General features: G+C 70.4%; 15 protein-coding genes. 6 read left to right on the plus strand and 9 right to left on the minus strand.

The window, feature by feature from the left end; all coding sequences use genetic code 11:
* Positions 1-359: 359 nt before the first annotated feature.
* The 6 genes from SACE_RS27205 to SACE_RS27230 form a co-directional block, all read right to left on the minus strand.
* Complete coding sequence (locus SACE_RS27205; RefSeq protein WP_029621812.1) at positions 360-1,658, minus strand: pyruvate dehydrogenase complex dihydrolipoamide acetyltransferase; 1,299 nt, start codon at positions 1,656-1,658, stop codon at positions 360-362.
* A 135-nt stretch (positions 1,659-1,793) separates the two neighbouring features.
* A complete protein-coding gene (locus SACE_RS27210) occupies positions 1,794-2,780 on the minus strand; it encodes an alpha-ketoacid dehydrogenase subunit beta (RefSeq protein WP_372491171.1) in 987 nt (328 codons plus the stop codon).
* 170 nt (positions 2,781-2,950) lie between these two features.
* The gene (pdhA, locus tag SACE_RS27215; RefSeq protein ID WP_029621810.1) at positions 2,951-4,057 is read right to left on the minus strand and encodes a pyruvate dehydrogenase (acetyl-transferring) E1 component subunit alpha; all 1,107 of its coding nucleotides are present in this window, start codon (positions 4,055-4,057) and stop codon (positions 2,951-2,953) included.
* Between the two features lie 18 nt (positions 4,058-4,075).
* Positions 4,076-5,551: a dihydrolipoyl dehydrogenase gene (gene lpdA / locus SACE_RS27220; protein WP_009948237.1), complete on the minus strand. Its 1,476-nt coding sequence runs from the start codon at positions 5,549-5,551 to the stop codon at positions 4,076-4,078.
* A gap of 482 nt (positions 5,552-6,033) precedes the next feature.
* Positions 6,034-7,332, minus strand: a complete 1,299-nt coding sequence (locus tag SACE_RS27225) for an MFS transporter (RefSeq protein ID WP_009948236.1) — start codon at positions 7,330-7,332, stop codon at positions 6,034-6,036.
* Between the two features lie 254 nt (positions 7,333-7,586).
* On the minus strand, positions 7,587-8,795 hold the full coding sequence (locus tag SACE_RS27230; protein WP_009948235.1) for a PucR family transcriptional regulator: 1,209 nt from the start codon (positions 8,793-8,795) through the stop codon (positions 7,587-7,589).
* A 287-nt stretch (positions 8,796-9,082) separates the two neighbouring features.
* On the opposite strand from SACE_RS27230, the gene SACE_RS27235 reads away from it, so the two are divergent.
* Positions 9,083-9,748: a GntR family transcriptional regulator gene (locus SACE_RS27235; protein ID WP_011874804.1), complete on the plus strand. Its 666-nt coding sequence runs from the start codon at positions 9,083-9,085 to the stop codon at positions 9,746-9,748.
* A gap of 433 nt (positions 9,749-10,181) precedes the next feature.
* Here the strand turns inward: SACE_RS27235 and ligD are convergent, their stop codons facing one another.
* Complete coding sequence (gene ligD, locus SACE_RS27240; RefSeq protein WP_009948233.1) at positions 10,182-11,183, minus strand: non-homologous end-joining DNA ligase; 1,002 nt, start codon at positions 11,181-11,183, stop codon at positions 10,182-10,184.
* A gap of 265 nt (positions 11,184-11,448) precedes the next feature.
* Between ligD and SACE_RS27245 the strand changes: the two genes are divergently transcribed.
* The 4 genes from SACE_RS27245 (at position 11,449) to SACE_RS27260 (ending at position 14,233) form a co-directional block, all read left to right on the plus strand.
* Positions 11,449-12,195: a DsbA family protein gene (locus SACE_RS27245; RefSeq protein WP_009948232.1), complete on the plus strand. Its 747-nt coding sequence runs from the start codon at positions 11,449-11,451 to the stop codon at positions 12,193-12,195.
* Positions 12,192-12,803 carry a vitamin K epoxide reductase family protein gene (locus tag SACE_RS27250; RefSeq protein WP_009948230.1) on the plus strand — a complete coding sequence of 204 codons (612 nt, stop codon included), beginning with the start codon at positions 12,192-12,194 and terminating at the stop codon, positions 12,801-12,803. Before SACE_RS27245 ends, SACE_RS27250 begins: the two co-directional genes overlap by 4 nt.
* 150 nt (positions 12,804-12,953) lie before the next feature.
* The gene (locus SACE_RS27255; protein WP_009948229.1) at positions 12,954-13,394 is read left to right on the plus strand and encodes an ATP-binding protein; all 441 of its coding nucleotides are present in this window, start codon (positions 12,954-12,956) and stop codon (positions 13,392-13,394) included.
* Entirely contained in the window at positions 13,391-14,233 is an 843-nt protein-coding gene (locus SACE_RS27260; protein WP_009948227.1) for an RNA polymerase sigma factor SigF, read from the plus strand. Before SACE_RS27255 ends, SACE_RS27260 begins: the two co-directional genes overlap by 4 nt.
* A gap of 141 nt (positions 14,234-14,374) precedes the next feature.
* On the opposite strand, the gene SACE_RS27265 is transcribed toward SACE_RS27260, so the two are convergent.
* Positions 14,375-15,217 carry a M23 family metallopeptidase gene (locus SACE_RS27265; RefSeq protein ID WP_009948226.1) on the minus strand — a complete coding sequence of 281 codons (843 nt, stop codon included), beginning with the start codon at positions 15,215-15,217 and terminating at the stop codon, positions 14,375-14,377.
* A 1,077-nt stretch (positions 15,218-16,294) separates the two neighbouring features.
* Between SACE_RS27265 and SACE_RS27270 the strand changes: the two genes are divergently transcribed.
* Positions 16,295-17,203: a sulfite exporter TauE/SafE family protein gene (locus tag SACE_RS27270; RefSeq protein WP_009948225.1), complete on the plus strand. Its 909-nt coding sequence runs from the start codon at positions 16,295-16,297 to the stop codon at positions 17,201-17,203.
* A gap of 632 nt (positions 17,204-17,835) precedes the next feature.
* On the opposite strand, the gene SACE_RS27275 is transcribed toward SACE_RS27270, so the two are convergent.
* Positions 17,836-19,005 carry an NAD-dependent epimerase/dehydratase family protein gene (locus SACE_RS27275; protein WP_009948224.1) on the minus strand — a complete coding sequence of 390 codons (1,170 nt, stop codon included), beginning with the start codon at positions 19,003-19,005 and terminating at the stop codon, positions 17,836-17,838.
* Positions 19,006-19,050 lie beyond the last annotated feature (45 nt).

Below are 19,050 nucleotides of genomic sequence, written 5' to 3' on the forward strand. Positions count from 1 at the left end.
GTCGCACGCAGAGCCAAAGGCGCCAGGCGAGCCGATCGCGCATCCCGCCCCTTGAACGGGCGCGATCCGCCGGGCGTTGCTTCGATCCCGTACGCGCGGCCTCGGCGGCTCTCCTGCTCCCGCGCGCAAGTCTCCCGATGGGGTCCCGCGGGGAGCCAGAGCCGAAAGTCACCGCCTGTTCTATGTGGACGAAAACGCGAAGCATCGGGTTCGCAACTCTGAAAACCCCACTCCACGACGTGAAGAAGCCCCTTCCGCGAGAGTCGGGGGTTATCGCGGAAGGGGCTTGGTCTCGGGGCGCTGCGACCATCCGCGCTGCCGCGCGAATGGCCTGCCGGGGCGGGAGCGGTCGCCGTGCGTCAGGCGATGATGCGGAGCGGGTCCTCCAGCAGCGCGGTGAGCTGCTGCATGAAGACCGCGCCGACCGCGCCGTCGACGGCGCGGTGGTCGGCCGACAGGGTCATCCGCATGATCTTGCGGGCCACGAACTCGCCGTCGCGCACCTGCACCTCGTCCTTGGTGGCACCGACCGCGAGGATGCCCGCCTCCGGCGGGTTGATCACGGCCGAGAAGTGCTCGATGCCGAACATGCCCAGGTTCGAGATGGTGAAGGTGCCGCCGGTCATCTCGTCGAGCTTGAGCTTGCCCTCGCGCGCCCGGCCCGCCTTCTCGCGGCCCTCGGCGGCGATCTCCGAGACGCTCTTGCGGTCGGCGTCGGGGATCACCGGCACGACCAGACCGGAGTCGATCGCGACCGCGACACCGAGGTTGATCCGCTTGTGCTGGAGGATCTTGTCGCCGCCGAAGGAGACGTTCAGCGTCGGGTTGGCCTTCAGCGCGGTGGCGACCGCCTTGACGATCAGGTCGTTGATGCTGACCTTCGGCCCGCCGGCCGCCTGCAGCCGCTCGTTGAGGTCGGCCCGGAACGCCACCAGGTCGGTGACGTCGACCGCGCTGGTCAGGTAGAAGTGCGGCGCGGTCTGCTTGCTCTCGGTGAGCCGCTTCGCGGTGACCTTGCGGATGTTGCTGAGCGGGATCTCCTCGACGTCCTCGCCGGCCTGCGCGACGGCCGGGGCGGCCGGTGCGGCGGGCGCCTGCTCGGCGGCGGACGCGGCGGGGGCGGGCGCGGCCGACGCGGCGGCCTCGATGTCGGCCCGGATGATGCGGCCGCCGGGTCCGGTGCCGGTCACCGTGGAGATGTCCACGCCGAGGTCCTTGGCGACCGCCTTGGCCAGCGGCGAGGCCTTCGGCTTCGCACCCGGCTCGGCGGGCACGGCGGCCGGCTGCGCCTGAGCCTGTGCGGGAGCGGCCGAGGCAGCGGGCGCGGCGGAGGCGGACTCCGCCGGCTCGGCCGCGGCCGGCTCCGCCGGCTCGGCGGCCGGAGCGGGAGCCGAGGCCGGGGCCTCGGCGGCGGCCGCACCCGAACCGTCGCCGAGGACGGCGATCGGGGTGCCGATCGGCACCGTCTCGCCCTCGCCGACGAGCACCTTCTCCAGCACGCCGTCGTCGTAGGCCTCCAGCTCCATGAGGGCCTTGTCGGTCTCGATCTCGGCCACCACGTCGCCGCGGTTCACCTTGTCGCCGACCTGCTTGCGCCAGTTGGCGATGACGCCCTCCTCCATGGTGTCGGAGAGCCTCGGCATCTGAATGTCAGTCATGGTCTTCCTCGGAGTGCCTCTCGGCGAAGGCTTGGGTCGGGGTACGGAGCGGGCGGAGCAACCACGTGGGCTCGAGCATCCGCGCGAGCGCGGATGGCGCGTCGCGCCACCTGACGCCCCATCGGGGGCGTCTGGTCAGCGGCGGCGGCCGACCGCGTCCAGCGTCTGGTGGACCGCTGTGGTCAGGGACTCCGCCGACGGCAGCGCGGCGCGCTCCAGCGGCTTGGCGTAGGGCAGCGGCACCTCGGCGGCGGCGACCCGGCGCACCGGGGCGTCGAGGTAGTCGAACGCGCCGTCGGAGATCGAGGCCGCGATCTCGGCGCCGATGCCGTAGGTCAGCCAGTCGTCCTCGGCGATCACCGCGCAGCCGGTCTTGCGCACCGACTCCACGAGCGTGTCGCGGTCCAGCGGGCGCAGGCTGCGCAGGTCGACGACCTCGGCGTCGATGCCCTCGTCGGCGTGCAGCTTGTCGGCGACCTGCTGGGCGACCATCGCCATCCGCGAGTAGCCGATGATGGTGATGTCGCTGCCCTCGCGGGTCACCTTCGCCTTGCCGATCTCGGCGGGCTCGACCTCGTCGGGAACCTCGCCCTTGGTGTTGTAGAGCGAGAGGTTCTCCAGGAACAGCACCGGGTCGTTGTCGCGGATGGAGGCCAGCAGCAGCGCCTTGGCGTCGGCGGGCGTGCTCGGCGCGACGACCTTCAGGCCCGGCACGAAGGCGTAGTACAGCTCGATGTTCTGCGAGTGCGTGGCGCCGAGCTGCTGCCCGCCGCCACCGGGGGTGCGCATGACCATCGGCACGCTGGTCTGCCCGCCGAACATGCCGTAGATCTTGGCCGCGTGGTTGACGATCTGGTCCAGCGCGATCAGCGAGAAGTTGATCGTCATGAGCTCCACGACCGGGCGCAGCCCGAGCATGGCCGCGCCGATGGCGGCGCCGACGAAGCCCTCCTCGGCGATCGGGGTGTCGCGCACCCGCTTCTCGCCGAACTCCTTGAGCAGCCCGGCGGTGATCTTGTAGGAGCCCTCGAAGACTCCGATTTCCTCGCCGATGAGCAAGACGTCCTCATCGCGCAGCATCTCTTCGCGAAGCGTGTCGTGCAGCGCTTGGCGATAGGTCATGACGGCCAAGGGTGTTTCTCCAAGAAAGGGGGCCGCGGGTCTTCCGGGTCGCGGTGGCGGCGCGGAAGACCCACGGGTCCTGCGGCGGGGTGTCGGAATCGCGCTCGGCGGCGGACCCGGTCAGCGAACCGGGACGGCCCCGGGCCGGCGGACCTGGTCCGGTAACCGGGTCAGAAGACCGGGTCGGCGGGCAGGCGGCGCGAGTCGTTGGCCACCGGGGTGGCATAGGTGTAGTCGAACAGCGTCGACACGTCGGGGTGCGGGCTGTCGTCGGCGAAGGCGACCGCGGCGTCGGCGTCGGCCTGGGCCTTCTGCTCGATCTCGGCGGCGCCGTCCTCGTCGAGGACACCGGCCTCGATCAGCTGGGCGCGGAAGTTGAACACCGGGTCCGCGGCGCGGGCCTTGGCGTTGTCCTCCTCGCTGCGGTACTTGGCCGGGTCGACCACCGAGTGGCCCTTGAGCCGCTGGCTGGTGGCCTCCAGCAGCGCCGGCGCACCGGTCTCGCGGGCCCGCTCGACCAGCCGGGTCGCCACGTCGCGCACCGCCAGGACGTCGTTGCCGTCCACCCGCTCGCCGTGCATGTTGTAGGCGACCGCGCGCTTGTACAGCTCGGACTCGGCCGAGGACTTCTCCACGGTGGTGCCCATGCCGAGGTAGTTGTTGATGACCACGAAGACCACCGGCAGGTTCCACAGCGCCGCGATGTTCAGCGACTCGTGGAAGGCGCCGATGTTGGTCGTGCCGTCGCCCATCTGGCACATCACGACCTGGTCGCCGCCGCGGTAGTCGATGGCCAGCGCGGCACCGGTGGCCAGCGGGATCTGGCCGCCGACGATGCCGTAGCCGCCGAGCAGCCCGGCCTCCACGTCGAACATGTGCATCGAGCCGCCCCAGCCCTTGGAGGTGCCGGTGGTGCGGCCGTAGAGCTCGGCCATCACGCGGCCCGGCTCGATGCCCTTGGCGATCGCGTAGCCGTGCTCGCGGTAGTTGGTGAACAGGATGTCGGTCTTGCGCAGCGCCGTCATCAGGCCGACGACGGTGGCCTCCTCACCGAGGTTGAGGTGGCAGTAGCCGCCGATCTTGGCCTGGGTGTAGCCCTGGGCGGCGCGCTCCTCGAACCGGCGGATCAGCGTCATCTGCTGGAAGTAGTCGCGCAGGAGCTCCGGCGACTCACCGGCGAACCGGGTCTTGCCGGTGCCGCGCACCGGGGCGGTCGCACGCCGGGTCTTCGCCCCGCCTCGCGAGGCAGGCTTGCTGCGGGTAGCCGTCTCTGCCATCTCGGAAGGTCCTTTCGGTCAGCGCTTCTTCGGCGGTGCTACGTGGATCGGGAGACCGAGCGCGGACATCGCCGCCTCCATCCCGATCTCGCCCAGCGTCGGGTGGGCGTGGACGGTCTCGGCGAGCTCGTCCAGCGTGGCTTCGAGGTTGATCGCCAGGGCGCCCTCGGTGATCAGGTCGCTGGCGGACTGGCCGATGATGTGGACGCCGAGGACCTCGCCGTACTGCTTGCCCGCGACGATCTTCATGAAGCCATCGGAGTTGCCGTAGGTCTTCGTGCGGCCGATGGCGGCGAACGGGAACTTGCCGGTGACGACCTCGTGCCCGGCCTCGACGGCCTGCGCCTCGGTGAGGCCCACGCTGGCGATCTCGGGGTGGGTGAAGGTCGCGGCCGGGATGACGTCGTAGTCCATCCGCGCGTGGTCGCTGCCCGCGATGACCTCGGCGGCGGTGACGCCCTGGTGCGAGGCGACGTGGGCCAGCAGCACCCGGCCGGTGACGTCGCCGATGGCGTAGACGTGCTCGACGTTGGTGCGCAACTGCTCGTCGACCGGCACGAAGCCGCGGGCGTCGGTGGCGACCCCGGCCTTCTCCAGGTCCAGCGCGGCGGTGTTGGGCTTGCGCCCGACCCCGACCAGCACCACGTCGGCGTCGATCTCCTGCGCCTTGGGGCCGTCGACGAAGACCTTCAGGCCGGCGTTCTTGCCGCGGCCGGCGCTCTCGATCTTCGACACCGTCGAGCCGGTGAGGACGTTGATGCCCGCCTTGCCGAAGGAACGGCCCAGCGCCTTGCCGATCTCGGCGTCCTCGGCCGGCACCAGGGTCGGCTGCATCTCGATGATGGTGACCTCGGCGCCGAAGGTGTTGAACAGGCTGGCCCACTCGGCGCCGACGGCGCTGCCGCCGATGACGGCGATCCGCTTGGGCACCTCGGTGAGACCGAACGCGCCGTCGGAGGTGATCACGCCCGGCAGGTCCGCGCCGGGCAGCGGCAGCTGCACGGGGACCGAGCCGGTGGCGATGATGACGTCGCGCGCCTTGACCTGCTCGACCGGCTGGTCGCCGGTGGGGTCGGCGGCGTACTTGGGGCCGCCTGCGCCGAGCGCGGACTCGCCGACGGCGTAGACGTCCAGCGTGGTCGGGCCGGTGAAGCGGGCGTGGCCGTAGATGACGGTGACGCCGTTGGCCTTCAGCAGCGACGCGACGCCGTCGGTGAGGCCCTTGACGATGCCGTCCTTGCGTCGCGAGACCGCGTCGTAGTCGAGGGAGACGTTCTCGGCCTGCACGCCGTAGTCGGCCGCGTGCAGAACCGTCTCGTACACCTCGGCGGAGCGCAGCATCGCCTTGGTCGGGATGCAGCCCCAGTTCAGGCAGACACCGCCGGTCCGCTCCTTCTCCACCACGCCGACCGAGAGGCCGCGCTGCGCTGCCCGGATCGCCGCGACGTAGCCGCCCGGGCCGCCACCGATCACGAGGACGTCGAATTCCTGCACTTCGCTGTGCTCCTTTGGTGCTGCACGCGCTGGTTCGAGGGGCCCGGGACATCCGAGCGAATCTCACTCTGAGTGTCGTGAGCACGACCACTTCCGCGCCATGCCCGGCCGCCCAGACTTGCGGGGGAGCGAATGTGCACACTGCACATCACAAGAGGGTGACGGGCACCACAGAGTTACATCCGAGCACGCAGTGTGCTCGAAACCACATGCATGCGTCCGTTTGGAGCAGCGGGAGCAGATCGGTTTTTTGGCGCCCGAAACTTCTCCGAAAATTGCGCGCGGGGATCGCTCGACAGTCCGGCCCGATGCCCGTATTAGGACTTGGCCGGAGACCGCCGCTGGGGACGACGCCAACCGGCGCCGTCCCCAGCAGTCGGATTGTGCGCTACGCCCCGCGGCACCGCGGTGGCTCCTCGGCGCTGCCCATCCCCGTTGCGCAGCGTGCACGGCTACGCCGTGGCCGCGGATCTTCCCGGTCGCTATGCCGGCCCGGAAGACTCGTGGGCCTCGCGCTTGAGCACCGCCGTGCCGGCGAGCGACACCGCGGCGAGGGATGCCGCCACCCAGGGCACCGCGTGCAGCAGGCCCACCGCGCCGAGGGCCTGCGCCACCATCGGGAACGTACCGCCGAACAGCGCGACGGCGAGGGTGTAGGGCAGCCCCATGCACACCACCCGCACCCCGACCGGGAACATCCGCGTGAAGAGCACGTTGACCAGCGCGACCGTCGGCCCGACACCGAGCACCAGGTAGATCACCGTCGCCGCCCAGAGCGGCAGCACCCCGCCTGCCAGCCCCGCCATCACCGGCACGGTGATCACCACCAGCATCCCCACTCCGGCGCGGAAGACCCGCATGCCGCCGAAGCGGTCGGCCAGCAGCCCGCTGACCGCCATCGCGACCAGCAGCACGAGAAGGCTCGGGATCATGCTCAGGTTGTTCGACGCGGCGTGCGCGACGCCGACCTGCGCGGCGTAGGCGGGCAGGTAGGTCGTGCCGAAGTAGTAGCCGACCGTCGTACCGGTGGTCATGAGGAAGACCGCGACCATGTTGCGGACGTGCGCGCGAACCCGGACCGGCTGCGCGGCGCCGCTGGTCGCGGCGCGCTCGAAGGCCCCGCTCTCGGCGGCGGTCCGGCGGACCCAGAACGCCAGCAGCCCGAACAGCGCCGCGAAGACGAACCCGAGGCGCCAGCCGCCGTCGGCCACGCCCCGCTCCCCCATCCACAGCAGCAGGAACCCGACGACCGCGAAGCACAGCACGTTGCCCACGATCACGCCGCCGTGGGAGAGGCCGCTGTAGAGGAACCGGCGGTCCTTCGGCGCGGTCTCGGTGATGTAGGCGGCGACGCTCGGCGGTTCCCCGCCCATCGCCACGCCCTGCACGGCGCGCAGCAGCACGAGCAGCACGGGGGCGGCGATCCCGATGCTCGCGGCCGTGGGCAGCGCGGAGATGAGCAGGCTGCCGAGGCAGATCGTGCCCATGCTCGCCACGAGCGCGAACCGCCTGCCGCGCGAGTCGGCGAGCCTGCCGAACAGGTAGCTGCCCAGCGGGCGCACCACGAAGCTCACCGCGAAGCCCGCGTAGGCGGCCAGCAGCTTGGTCAGCTCGTCGTCGCCCGCGAACATCTGCGACGCGAAGTAGGGCGCCATGACGGCGTAGATCGTCCAGTCGAACGACTCCACGGCCGCGCCGACCGCGCCGGCCAGCAGCTCGCGGCGTCCCCCGCCGCGTGCCCTGGCGGCACTTCCGGGACGTACCACGTCGGTCCGGGTCACTTCCCACCTCGCTCCCGCACGGCGCACTGCCTCGGAAGGGTGGCGGTAGATGACCGGGGAGCCCGGGGAACTGCAACAAGATGCACAAATCGGTCAGCAAGATGCAGGAAGGGGACGCGTCAGGCCGTCACCGTGCAGGCTCGGCTCTTTCGACAGCAGGACGCGGGTGACTTCTTGGACAGCAGGACACGCGGGCGCTGTGGTCCCGCCCGGAACGGAGCCGGGCGCGAAGCACCGTCAGCCGTGCGGCGCCCTCAGCCGCGCAGACCGTCGCGCAGCCGCAGCGCCGACAGCGCCAGCGACAGCGCGACGTAGGCGCTTCGCCCGTACAGCGGCTGGCCGATCAGCGTCGTGATCCGGTGCAGCCGGTTGAGCACCGTGTTGCGGTGGCAGTGCAGCCGGACCGCCGCGTTGGCGGTCGAGCAGTTCTCCTCCAGCCACGCCGTCAGGGTGTCCAGCAGCATGTCCCGCTCCCGCACCGGCAGCTCCAGCACCGCCCCGAGCTGCGACTCCAGCAGCCGCTGCGCCAGGTCCGGCGACTGCACCAGCAGCGCCTCCGGGTAGCGCTCCTCCAGCGACACCAGCTCGCTCGCGCCGTGGGAGGAGGTCCCCAGCGTGGTCAGCGCGAGCTGGTGCGCCAGGCCGATCTCGGCCAGCCCGCGCACCGTCGGCGACGCGGCCACCCGGCCGCGCGCCAGGGGCCGCAACACCTCCAGCACCGGGTGCTCGTCGCGCTGCTCCAGCGCCACCAGGCCGACCAGGGTGTCGGCGCGCACCTGCCACACCGACCGGACGTTGAGCGCGCTCAGCGCGGCCTGCTGGCCGCGCAGCGCGAAGCTGCCGTCGGCGCGCATCTCGGCGACGACCACCAGGTAGCGCCCGCCGGTGGGCAGGTCGAGCTCCTTGGCGGTGCGCTGGGCGAAGGCGGTGTCCCTGGCCCGGCCGCTGAGCAGGTCCTCGACCAGCGCGTGCCGGCGCTGGTCGTCGCGGCGCAGCTTCTCCAGCTCGGTGTTGCGGTAGGAGGTCGACAGCGTCGAGGACAGGCCGTCGATCACGGTCCACATCGAGGTGGCCGCGCCGAGCACCACGTCGGGGTCGGCGCGGTCGGCGTGGGCCTGCTCGACCAGCGCCTCCCAGACGATCCGGCCGCCGAGCCGGAAGGTGCGCAGCATGACCTCCAGCGGCACGCCCTGCTCGGCGCGCCTGCGCCCGATCGCGGCGGCGACGTCGTCGTCATCGGGTCCGGAGACCGCGCCGCTGAGGATCTGCAGGATCCGTTCGAGGTAGCGGTGGCAGCCTTCCCACAGGTCCTCGCGTGGCACCGGGCTGTAATCGGTCCACTCCGGGTTGTCGGTGAAGATGGCCGACATCAGCCGCTCGGCGAGCGCCGGGACGTCGTTGAGGCGCGCCTGGGCGAGGGAATGGGTGATTTCTTCGGAGGCGTCGGCAGGATCGGCTACCACGCCCCTCGACGATACCCGCCCCCTCGCACGCGCACGCGAGCGCGCGTACGCGTGCATGCAGGAAGGCGGTGATCGCCGGCGCCACGCGCGGTGGCGCCCGACCTCACCTCGGGATGGAACTCGGCATCCGGGTGCGACGTCCGACGGGGGTGGTATCAAGTTCTCCGGTGACCGGCACCGAGGGCGGCCGGCGGCTACGCGACGCCCGGCAGGTGGCCGGCCCGGGCGGCGGGCACGGGTCGCCGCAACCCGACAGCCGAGCCAACTCAGCGAAGATCGAGAGTGCGATGCCCGGAGCAGGACGGCGTGCGCAGCTGCCGGAGGAGGTCGCCGCCTGGATCCGCGAGCGGATCCTCACCGGCCGGCTGCGCGGCGGCGCGCACCTGCACCTGGAGCGGCTCGCCGACGAGCTGGGCGTCAGCGTCACTCCGGTCCGGGAGGCGCTTCTGGCGCTGCGCGGCGAGGGTTTCGTCGAGTTGCAGCCGCGGCGCGGGTTCACGGTGGTGCCGCTGACCCGCCGTGACGTCGAGGACACGCACCGTTTGCAGGCCACGCTCGCCGGGGAGTTGGCCGCCCGCGCCGCGCGCGACATCGGGCCGCAACAACTCGCGCGCCTGGAGGCGTTGTACGCCGAGATGGAGAGCGCGGGCCGGTGCGGCGGGGAGATCGACGAGCTGGCGCTGCTCTTCCACCACGAGCTCAACAGCGTCGCGGACTCGGGAAAACTGGCCTGGTTCCTGGGAATCGCGCTGCGCTACACGCCGCGGCGGTTCACCTCGGGAGTGCCCGGCTGGCGCGACATGGCGGTGGCCGACCACCGGGAAATCCTGGTGGCGCTGCGGAATCACGACCCCTACGGCGCACGCGCGGCGATGCACAAGCACGTGACCCACACCGGACGGTTACTGACCCATCACCTGGAGCAATCGGGAATGTGGGCGGGCGGGGACTGAAACCGGTACCGCCAAAGGGGTTTCGGGGAGTTTCACATCACACCCGGAAACATTCCGGGCATCCGCTAACGTTTGCCCTCTCGGCGGCGACACTGCAGGTGAGGCCGCTGCTCCCGGCCTCGATCTCCCCCGGTCCGAGGCCGGTCTCCGCGGAGATCACACCCCCGAAACACCTACCCCGAGAAAGCCGAGGGCCCCGCCATGCGAATCAACAGCCGCACACTCGTGTCGGTTGTCGGAACTGTAGCGATGGTAGTCATGACCGTCCTGCTCGCCGCGTGGTCACCGCCCCAACCCCAGCCGCCGACCCCGGTCTCCTCCGGGACGATCCTGCAGATCGCGCGCTGACCAGGGTCTGTTCCCGAGCGGCGTAAGCCGCTCGGGGTGCGGAATCCAGCCCGCACCGCCGTGAGAACCACGGCTGGAACAATCCCTAGGCCGGGGCTTCCCGGACCACCTCGTGCGCGGGTTTGTCGTTGCGCAGCCCCGAGAACCGCGGATGCCGGAGCCTGCCGTCGCTCGTCCACTCGGTGAAACCGATCTGGGCGACCAGCTCCGGCTCCACCCAGTGCGCGTCCCGTTCCGCGACGCGGTCGTGGAACGGGGATGCGTCCCGCTCGATGCGGTCCAGCCTCGCCCGCAGGTCGCGCAGCGTCCGCTCGTCGTAGCCGGTGCCGACCTTGCCCGCGTAGCGGAAGCGGTCTCCCTCGTAGTAACCGAGCAGCAACGCTCCGAAGCCGACGCGCGATCCCTTGGGTTCGGTGTAGCCGCCGATGACGAACTCCTGGTCCGACACGCACTTGAACTTCAGCCAGTCGCGGGAGCGCCCGCTGCAGTAGGGGCGGTCGGCCCGCTTGGCGATCAGCCCCTCCCAGCCCCGCTCGCACGCCTGGGCCAGGAACTCCTCGCCGTTGCCGCTGCGATGAGCGCTGAAGCGCAGCGGGTCGGCGAAGTCGAAAGACTCTCTCAGCAGCCGCTTCCTGGTCCGCAGCGGCAGCCTCCGCAGGTCCACGCCGCCGAAGGCGAGCACGTCGAAGACGTAGTAGAAGACGCGCACCCCGGTGTTGCGCGCGGCGCGCGCGTCGCCCAGGTGGATGCGGCGCTGCAGGCGCGCGAAGCTGGTCTGGTCGCCCTCGAACGCCACCACCTCGCCGTCGACGACGAACCGGTCGGCCGCCTGCTCCGCGAGCGCGTCGGCCACCTCCGGGTAAGCCGTGTTGACCCGTCTGTGACTGCGCGACCACAGAACGGGTTCACCGCCCCCCTCGCTGCCCGCGATCACCCGCATCCCGTCGAGCTTGCGCTCGTAGATCCAGGCGGGGTCGGAGAAGGGCGCGTCGGTCAGGGTCGCGAGCTGGGGCTCCGCCCAGTCGCCGGTCCACCGCCGAAGCAGCGACCGTTCGTCGTCGTCCAGCAGGGCCTGCGGGTCGGTCATGCTCGTTCCAGACGCCGGAGTGGTTCCCCACTCCTTACCCTCGCGCGCGCTCGGGGCAAACCGGCCCGGCGCCTGAGCCGGTCCGGGTGAACCGGTTCGGCGCACGGGGACGAACCGGCTGGGACGCGTGGTGTGAACCGGCTGAGAACCGCCTGAGATTTCCACCCCGCCTGATTTCACCTTCGTGTGAACGGTGCAGACTGGATTCGCCCCGGTAGCAAAACGCGGGTCACACCCGCCGAGCACACGAAGGTGTAGCCAGCCGATGCCGAAGACGACTAATCCGGTCACCCAGAAGAGCGGCTTTTCGATCAACATCATCCTGACCCTCATCGTGGTGGTCATGGCGGTGGTTGTGATCGGCGGCGTGCTGTGGATCAACCGTGATGGCAACGGCAGCTCGCTCAGCGGCGCGGTCCCGGCCGAGACGCTGAACAAGCCCGACAGCAGCACCCTGAGCCAGTCCCCGGACGGCAAGGTGACCGTCACCGAGTTCCTCGACTACCAGTGCCCGGCGTGCGAGCAGTACTACCGCGGCATCACCAAGCAGGTCGAGCAGCAGTACGCCGGCCGCATCAACTTCGTCGTCCGCAACTTCCCGTTGGACATGCACCCGCTGGCCCGGCAGGCCGCCAGCGCCGCCGAGGCGGCGGGGATGCAGGGCAAGTTCAAGGAGATGTACCACGCGTTGTACGACAACTACCAGGCGTGGGCGATCGCTCCCGACGGCCAGAACGTCAGCTCCGACAGCCAGAAGGCCGCGGCCCTGATCGACCAGTACGCCCAGCAGATCGGCCTGGACGTCAACCGTCTCCACCAGGACATGGCCTCCCCGCAGATCAAGGCCAAGCTCGACCGGGACCTCGCCGACGGCGAGGCCGCCAGGGTCAACAGCACGCCCACGCTGTTCATCAACGGCAAGCAGTTCCAGGCGCCCAGCGGTGACGGCGTGACCTACCAGCAGGTCGCCGACAAGTTCCGCGCCGAGATCGACCAGGCGCTCGCCCGGTGACCGCGACCATGCCCGCCACGACCGGCACCGGCAGCGCCGGCACCCCGGTGCAGGTCCAGCGCGGGCTCGGCTGGCTCTACGTCGTCGGCGGCCTGGTCGGGCTGGCCGCCTCGTTCGCGCTGGTCCTGGAGAAGCTGGCCAAGCTGGCCAACCCGGGCTACGTGCCGACCTGCAGCCTCAACCCGATCATCTCGTGCGGTTCGGTGATGGACAGCCCGCAGGCGGCGCTGTTCGGTTTCCCGAACCCGCTGCTGGGCGTGGCGAGCTTCCCGGTCATGGTGGTCTTCGGCGCGGCGCTGCTGGCGGGGTTCCCCGCCCCGCGCTGGTTCTGGGTCGGCGCCCAGCTCGGCACCACCCTCGGCGTGGTCTTCGTGCACTGGCTGATCTTCCAGAGCCTGTACGAGATCGGCGCGCTGTGCCCGTACTGCATGGTCGTGTGGGTCGTGACGATCCCGATGTTCTGGTACACCACGCTGCACAACCTGCGGCCCGGCCGCGTGGGGGAGGCGCTGGCGCGGGTGCACAGCGTGGTGCTGGCGGTCTGGTACCTCGCGATCGTGGTCCTGTGCCTGCAGGCGTTCTGGGACTACTGGACGACCCTGCTGTAGGGATGGCGGCCGCGCCCACCGGGCGCGGCCGCACTGTTTGACACGGCCGCGTGCGCCGTGGAGAACATCGTTTGCCCCCTGGCCACCCCGGGTATCAGGTAGCCGTAAGGGGGCCACCGCCGCAGCGACCCGAGACGAGGTGGCAAGCAAATGAGCCTGGAGCGCGACACCGGGTACGCCGAACCCGACACGCCCACGTCGAACCTGGTCGAGGTCCGCGTCGCTGCGGAGCCCGCCCAGCTCGCGGTGATGCGTGCGGTCATCGGCGACCTCGCCATGCGCGCGGATTTCGACGTCGACTCGATCGCCGACCTGCGGCTGGCAGTGGACGAGGCCTGCTCGTCGCTGGTCCGCCTCGCCGCTCCGTCGGCCTCCCTGGTCTGCCGGTTCCACATCCACGAGGGCGGGCTCTCGGTCACCGCGGAGGTGATCAGCGACGATGCCTTCGGCCCTCGCAAGGACACCTTCAGCTGGCGCGTGCTCAGCGCACTCGCCGACAGTGTGTCAACCTCGGTTCAGTCCGATGCGGGCTCCGACGGGAGCCATCTGGTGCGCATCGAACTGACCAAGGGACGGACGGCTCACGAGTGAAGCATGCGGACTCCGGGCCTGCCGCCGCTTCGCGGAACCAGCGCTACGACGAACTGGCTCCGCTGTTCGCCGAGTTCGCGAAGGTGGAGCGGCAGGACCCCCGCCACGAGCAACTGCGCGACAGGCTGGTGACCGAGCACCTGCCGGTTGCCGAGCACATCGCGCGCAGGTTCAGCCATCGTGGGGAGTCCCAGGAAGACCTGACCCAGGTCGCCACGCTCGGTCTCATCAACGCCGTGGACCGCTTCGACCCCGGCCGCGGCGTCGACTTCCTCTCCTACGCGGTGCCCACCATCATGGGCGAGGTCCGCAGGCACTTCCGGGACACCGGGTGGGCGGTGCGGATGCCGCGCAGGCTGCAGGAGCTGCACCTGTCGGTCTCGGCGGCCATCGCACGGCTGTCGCAGGAGTTCGGCCGCGCCCCGACACCGAGCGAGATCGCCGAGCACCTGGGCATCAGCACCAACGACGTCTACCACGGGCTGGAGGCGGGCAACGCCTACCGCAGCGCGTCGCTGGACGAGCTGCTGACCGACACCGACGAGATCCCCCTCGGCGACGCCATCGGCTCCAACGACGCGGAGCTCGACGAGGTGGAGAACCGCGAGACCATCCGCCCGCTGCTGGCTGAGCTGGAGGAGCGCGAGCGGCGCATCCTGGTCATGCGCTTCTTCCGGGGCATGACCCAGACGCAGATCGCCGAACAGGTCGGCATCTCCCAGATGCACGTGTCGCGGCTGCTGTCCCGGACGCTTGCCTGGCTGCGGGAGCGCCTGGAGACCGACGTCCCGGACCTGCGGCCGGGATGCTCCCACGAGGCCCGCACCAGGCAGGACTGACGCGGTTCGCCCTGGCCCAGAAGCACGTGAGGCCCCTTCGCCCAGGTCGGGCGAAGGGGCCTCACGTCTTCACGGGGAGGACTGCCCGGAACCAGTCGGGGGAGGTCAGGTCCCGGGCAGCCGTTCTGGGGGCACCCGCCGTCAGACGGAGATGCCGTGCTTCTGCAGCCAGGGCAGCGGGTTGATCTTGCTGCCGCCCTCGATCACCTCGAAGTGCAGGTGCGGGCCGGTGGACTGGCCCTTGTTGCCCATCGTGGCGATCTGCTCGCCGGCGTCGACCTGCTGGCCCACGCTGACGTCGATCGTGTTGATGTGGCCGTACACGGTCACGGTGCCGTCGTCGTGCTGGACCCGGACCCACTGGCCGAAGCCGCTGGCCGGGCCGGCGCTGATGACCTTGCCCGCCGACACCGACTTGATCGGCGTGCCGATGCTGTTGGCGATGTCGATGCCCTTGTGGCTGCTGCCCCAGCGGGCACCGAAGCCGGAGGTGAAGGTGCCCTCGGCCGGCTTGACGTAGCCGCTGGCGGCCTTCGCGCTGCGCTCGGCGGCGGCCTGCTCGGCCCGCTGCTTCGCGGCGGCCTCCTGGGCCTGGCGCTCGGCCGCGGCCTGGGCGGCGCGGGCCTGCTCGACCCTGGCCTGCACGATGGCGGTGCTCTTGTCGAGCTTCTGCGCCTCGGCGTGCGAGCCGGTCTCGGTCTTGGCCGCGAGCAGCTTGACCGAGGCGGGGGCCTCCGGGGTGCCCTTCACCGCGGCGCTGAGGTTCTGCGTCTCGGCGGCCGGCTTGGCCGGCTGGCCTGCGTCGGCGTTGGCGGCCAGCGGCTGGCCGACGGCCGCGAAGGCACCGGCGGCGACGACCGCGGCGGCGACCTTGTTGCGGACCGGGACACCGGACTCGCCGGAACGGGGCTTGAAGGTGTTCACGAGGGTCTCGCGGAGGGACGCCATCGGGGTATGACCGTCCTCCTTGCGGTGCTTGCCCATGTTCGCCTTTCCGTCTTCGGGGGAGGTCCGGTCACTCCCGCTCGGGGGTTGCGGGGCTCCTCTTCGGGGCGAGGAAGCTCGTGACCGAACCGTGACGTACGAGAAGCGAAGGTAGCGGAGGGTCACCAACACCTTCAAGCTTCACCTGTTCGGTCGTACGGATAGGCCGTGAGTGCACACAGCGTGTAGCCGCCGAAGATGACCTCCAGGTAACGACGGCACCCAAGCGACTACTTGGCAAAGAGGGGCGGAGCGACCGGGGAAGGCGATCTCGGATCGCCCGGAGGCCCGGCCCGACTTTTCGTTGGCATGCCTGGAATGCCCGGGTATTCCGGTCGCCGCCACCACGCCCGCGTCGACCGTCCGATCACGACACGTCGGGGCGCACGACGACTATGGGCAGCACACCGGGAATCCGAAGTGGATCAGCACCCGACCGGTCGGACGGTGGCCGTCAGAGGCCGAAAGTGGCCTTGCGCACACTGCGTGGCCGAACGCCGGAATAAGGCCTTACGCCCCCTTCCGGAGGGCTGGGCCCGCCCTTGCTGCCGGGCGTCGAGGCGCTGGCTTGCGGGCGTTTGAGCCCACTTGCTTCCGGGCGCCGAACCTCTCGCTTCCAGGCGCCGCGCCCCTCTCTTCCAGGCGCCGCGCCGCTTCGCCTCCAGGCGCTGAGCCGCCCGCGCTCCGGCGTCGAGCTTCCTCGCTTCCGGGGTGCCGAGCCGGTCCACACGACGGCGAAGGCCCCTTCGCCCCCCCGGTCCGGGTCCCAGCGGCCCTTCGGGTGCACCCGTCAAGCGCGTCCGCTCACCAGTCCCGCACTTTGAGAGGACATCCCACTCGGACGCGCTATCTGGTTGACTGTCCCGCATGACGCCCAGTGATCAGTGGAGCCTGCTCACGCAGCGCCGACACATCGACCTGCTGCGCGTCATCTCCGCAGGCTGTCGACTCGAACCGTAGCCTTCCGCGCCTGTCCAGCACTGCATCCCGCACCGCACCACGGCGACGTTGCCGCCCCGAGGCGCGCACCGCCGTGCGTTCCCGGCTCATGCATTCGACGCATCCAACGGAGACTTCATGCCCGCATTCCTGCTCTTCGCCATCGGCGGCTTCGTCGCACAGCTCGTGGACGGCTCCCTGGGCATGGCCTACGGGGTGACCTCGACCACGATCCTGCTAACCGCCGGCCTGACGCCCGCGCTCGCCTCGGCGTCGGTGCACCTGGCCGAGATCGGCACCTCCGTCGTCTCCGGCGCCTCGCACTGGAAGTTCGGCAACGTCGACTGGAAGATGGTGCTCCTGCTCGGCGTGCCCGGCGCGATCGGCGCGTTCCTCGGCGCGACGGCACTGAGCAACCTGTCGACCGAGGCCGCGGAGCCGTGGATGGCGGCCATCCTGTTCGCCCTCGGCTTCTACGTGGCGCTGAAGTTCGCGCTGCGGCCGGTGCGCCGCCGCCAGCTCACCGGGGTGAGCCCCAAGCTGCTGGCGCCGCTGGGCCTGGTCGCCGGTTTCGTCGACGCCACCGGCGGTGGCGGCTGGGGCCCGGTGTCCACCCCGACGCTGCTGAGCACCGGCAAGATCGAGCCGCGCAAGGTCATCGGGTCGGTGGACACCAGCGAGTTCCTGGTCGCGCTGGCGGCCAGCGTCGGCTTCCTGACCTCGCTTTCGGACCAGAAGTTCTCCTGGACCACGGTGGCCGCGCTGCTGCTGGGCGGTGTGATCGCGGCGCCGCTGGCGGCCTACCTGGTGCGGATCGTGCCGATGCGGCTGATCGGCGTCGGCGCGGGCGGGCTGATCGTACTGACCAACGCCCGCACGCTGGTCAAGGGCCTGGACATCACGACGCCGTCGCCGACGCTGATCTACGCGCTCATCACGGCCGCGTGGATCGCCGCGCTGGCCTACACGATCCGCGGCGTGGTGCGCGAGCGCACCCAGCCGGTCGCCGAGCAGGAAGAGGAGCAGGTCGAGGCGGTCGCCGGCTGAGGCGGGTCCGCGGAGGCGGACACGCACCAGGACCAGTCGCGCGGAGCAAGACCAACGGCCTGCACCGCGCGATTCGTCTGCGGGCGGTGTCAACACGCCCCGGACTCGACGCCTTGTGCGGGCGCGACGGCCGTTCACCGGCCGTGAGTATTACCCACGTGTCGTATCGCGGTGCTCCGCACGAAGGGATTACCGTTCAGTAGACCGTGTGGAAGCCCCCCGACACACGGTAGGCACCCCGGGTGCATCGATGATCTCCGCGCCCGGGGCGCCGCTCCCCGTACCGCGGTCGTTGAGCGCGACCGCCACGCTGCCGCCCGCTACCGGGCGGCGCAACGCCATCGGATGGCCGACGCCCACCCGAGCTTGCGGGTACCAGTGTGCACGGCCTGTTTGGCATATTCCAGCCCGCAACACCGCACAGCGGGAAACCATTTCGATCACGTTCGCGGCCGGGCTCGACCAGCGCGGAAGCGGCTGGAGCAGGTCCGCGACGGATTCCGGCGGCGGAGCCCCGCTCCACCGCCGGAACCGCCGGGTCCGGGCCCGCGCGCAACGGACTGCCCAACCGCGAGGGCGGCGAACCGACCCTCGAACCAGGCCGGCGCCAGCCCGTCGAAGAAGCAGGCCCGTCAGGCCTCCGTGCGCATCGGGCTCGACGCCGAACGCCACTTCACGGTCGGCAGCATCGCGGCGAGGTCGACGCGGTCCTTGTACTTGTCCGCCACGCCGAACAGCGACTCGATGAGCGTGTTGGACAGCAGGTGCGGCTCCAGCCCGAGTTCGACGAGGCCGGTGTGCACCACGTTGTAGTAGTGCTCCTGCTGCTCGACGCGCGGGTTGTCCAGGTGCTCGACCGAGACCTCGCCCTCGAAGCTGTTGGCCACGACCTTGGCGATCTCCTCGACCGAGAAGCTCTCGGTGATCTGGTTGAACACCCGGAACTCCCCGGGCTCGGCCGGGTTCTCCGAGGCCAGCCGAATGCACTCGACGGTGTCGCGGATGTCGATCAGGCCACGGGTCTGCCCGCCGGTGCCGTACACGGTCAGCGGGTGGCCGAGGACCGCCTGGATGACGAACCGGTTGAGCACGGTGCCGAAGATGGCGTCGTAGTCGAAGCGGGTCGCGAGCCTGGTGTCCAGCGCCGTCTGCGGGGTCTCCTGCCCGTACACCACGCCCTGGTTGAGGTCGGTGGCGCGCAGGCCCCAGATGCGGCAGGCGAACTCGATGTTGTGGCTGTCGTGCACCTTGCTCAGGTGGTAGAAGGAGCCCGGCTTCTTCGGGTACAGCACCCGGTCGGTCCGCCCCTTGTGGGTGACCTCCAGCCATCCCTCCTCGATGTCGATGTTGGGCGTGCCGTACTCGCCCATCGTGCCGAGCTTGACCAGGTGGATGTCGGGGTCGACCTCCTGGATCGCGAACAGCACGTTGAGGTTGCCGACCACGTTGTTCTGCTGGGTGTAGACCGCGTGCCTGCGGTCGATCATCGAGTACGGCGCCGCGCGCTGCTCGGCGAAGTGGACGATGGTGTCCGGGCGGAAGTCCCGGATCATCTCGACCGTGAAGTCGCCGTCGACGAGGTCACCGTAGTAGGACTTGATGGTCTTGCCCGAAACCTGTCGCCACGCTTCGAGGCGGACCTGCATGGGCTCGATCGGTACGAGGCTCTGGACACCCATCTCGTGGTCGTAGGCCCTGCGGGCGTAGTTGTCGGCCACGGCGACCTCGTGGCCGCGGTCGGACAGATGCAGAGCGGTCGGCCAGCCAAGGTAGCCATCCCCTCCGAGGACGAGGATTCGCACGCTTACTTCTCCTCCAAGTCAATGCGGAGCCCACACGGCAGGCAG

Origin of the sequence: Saccharopolyspora erythraea NRRL 2338 (assembly GCF_000062885.1) — a bacterium.
Taxonomy (GTDB): domain Bacteria; phylum Actinomycetota; class Actinomycetes; order Mycobacteriales; family Pseudonocardiaceae; genus Saccharopolyspora_D; species Saccharopolyspora_D erythraea.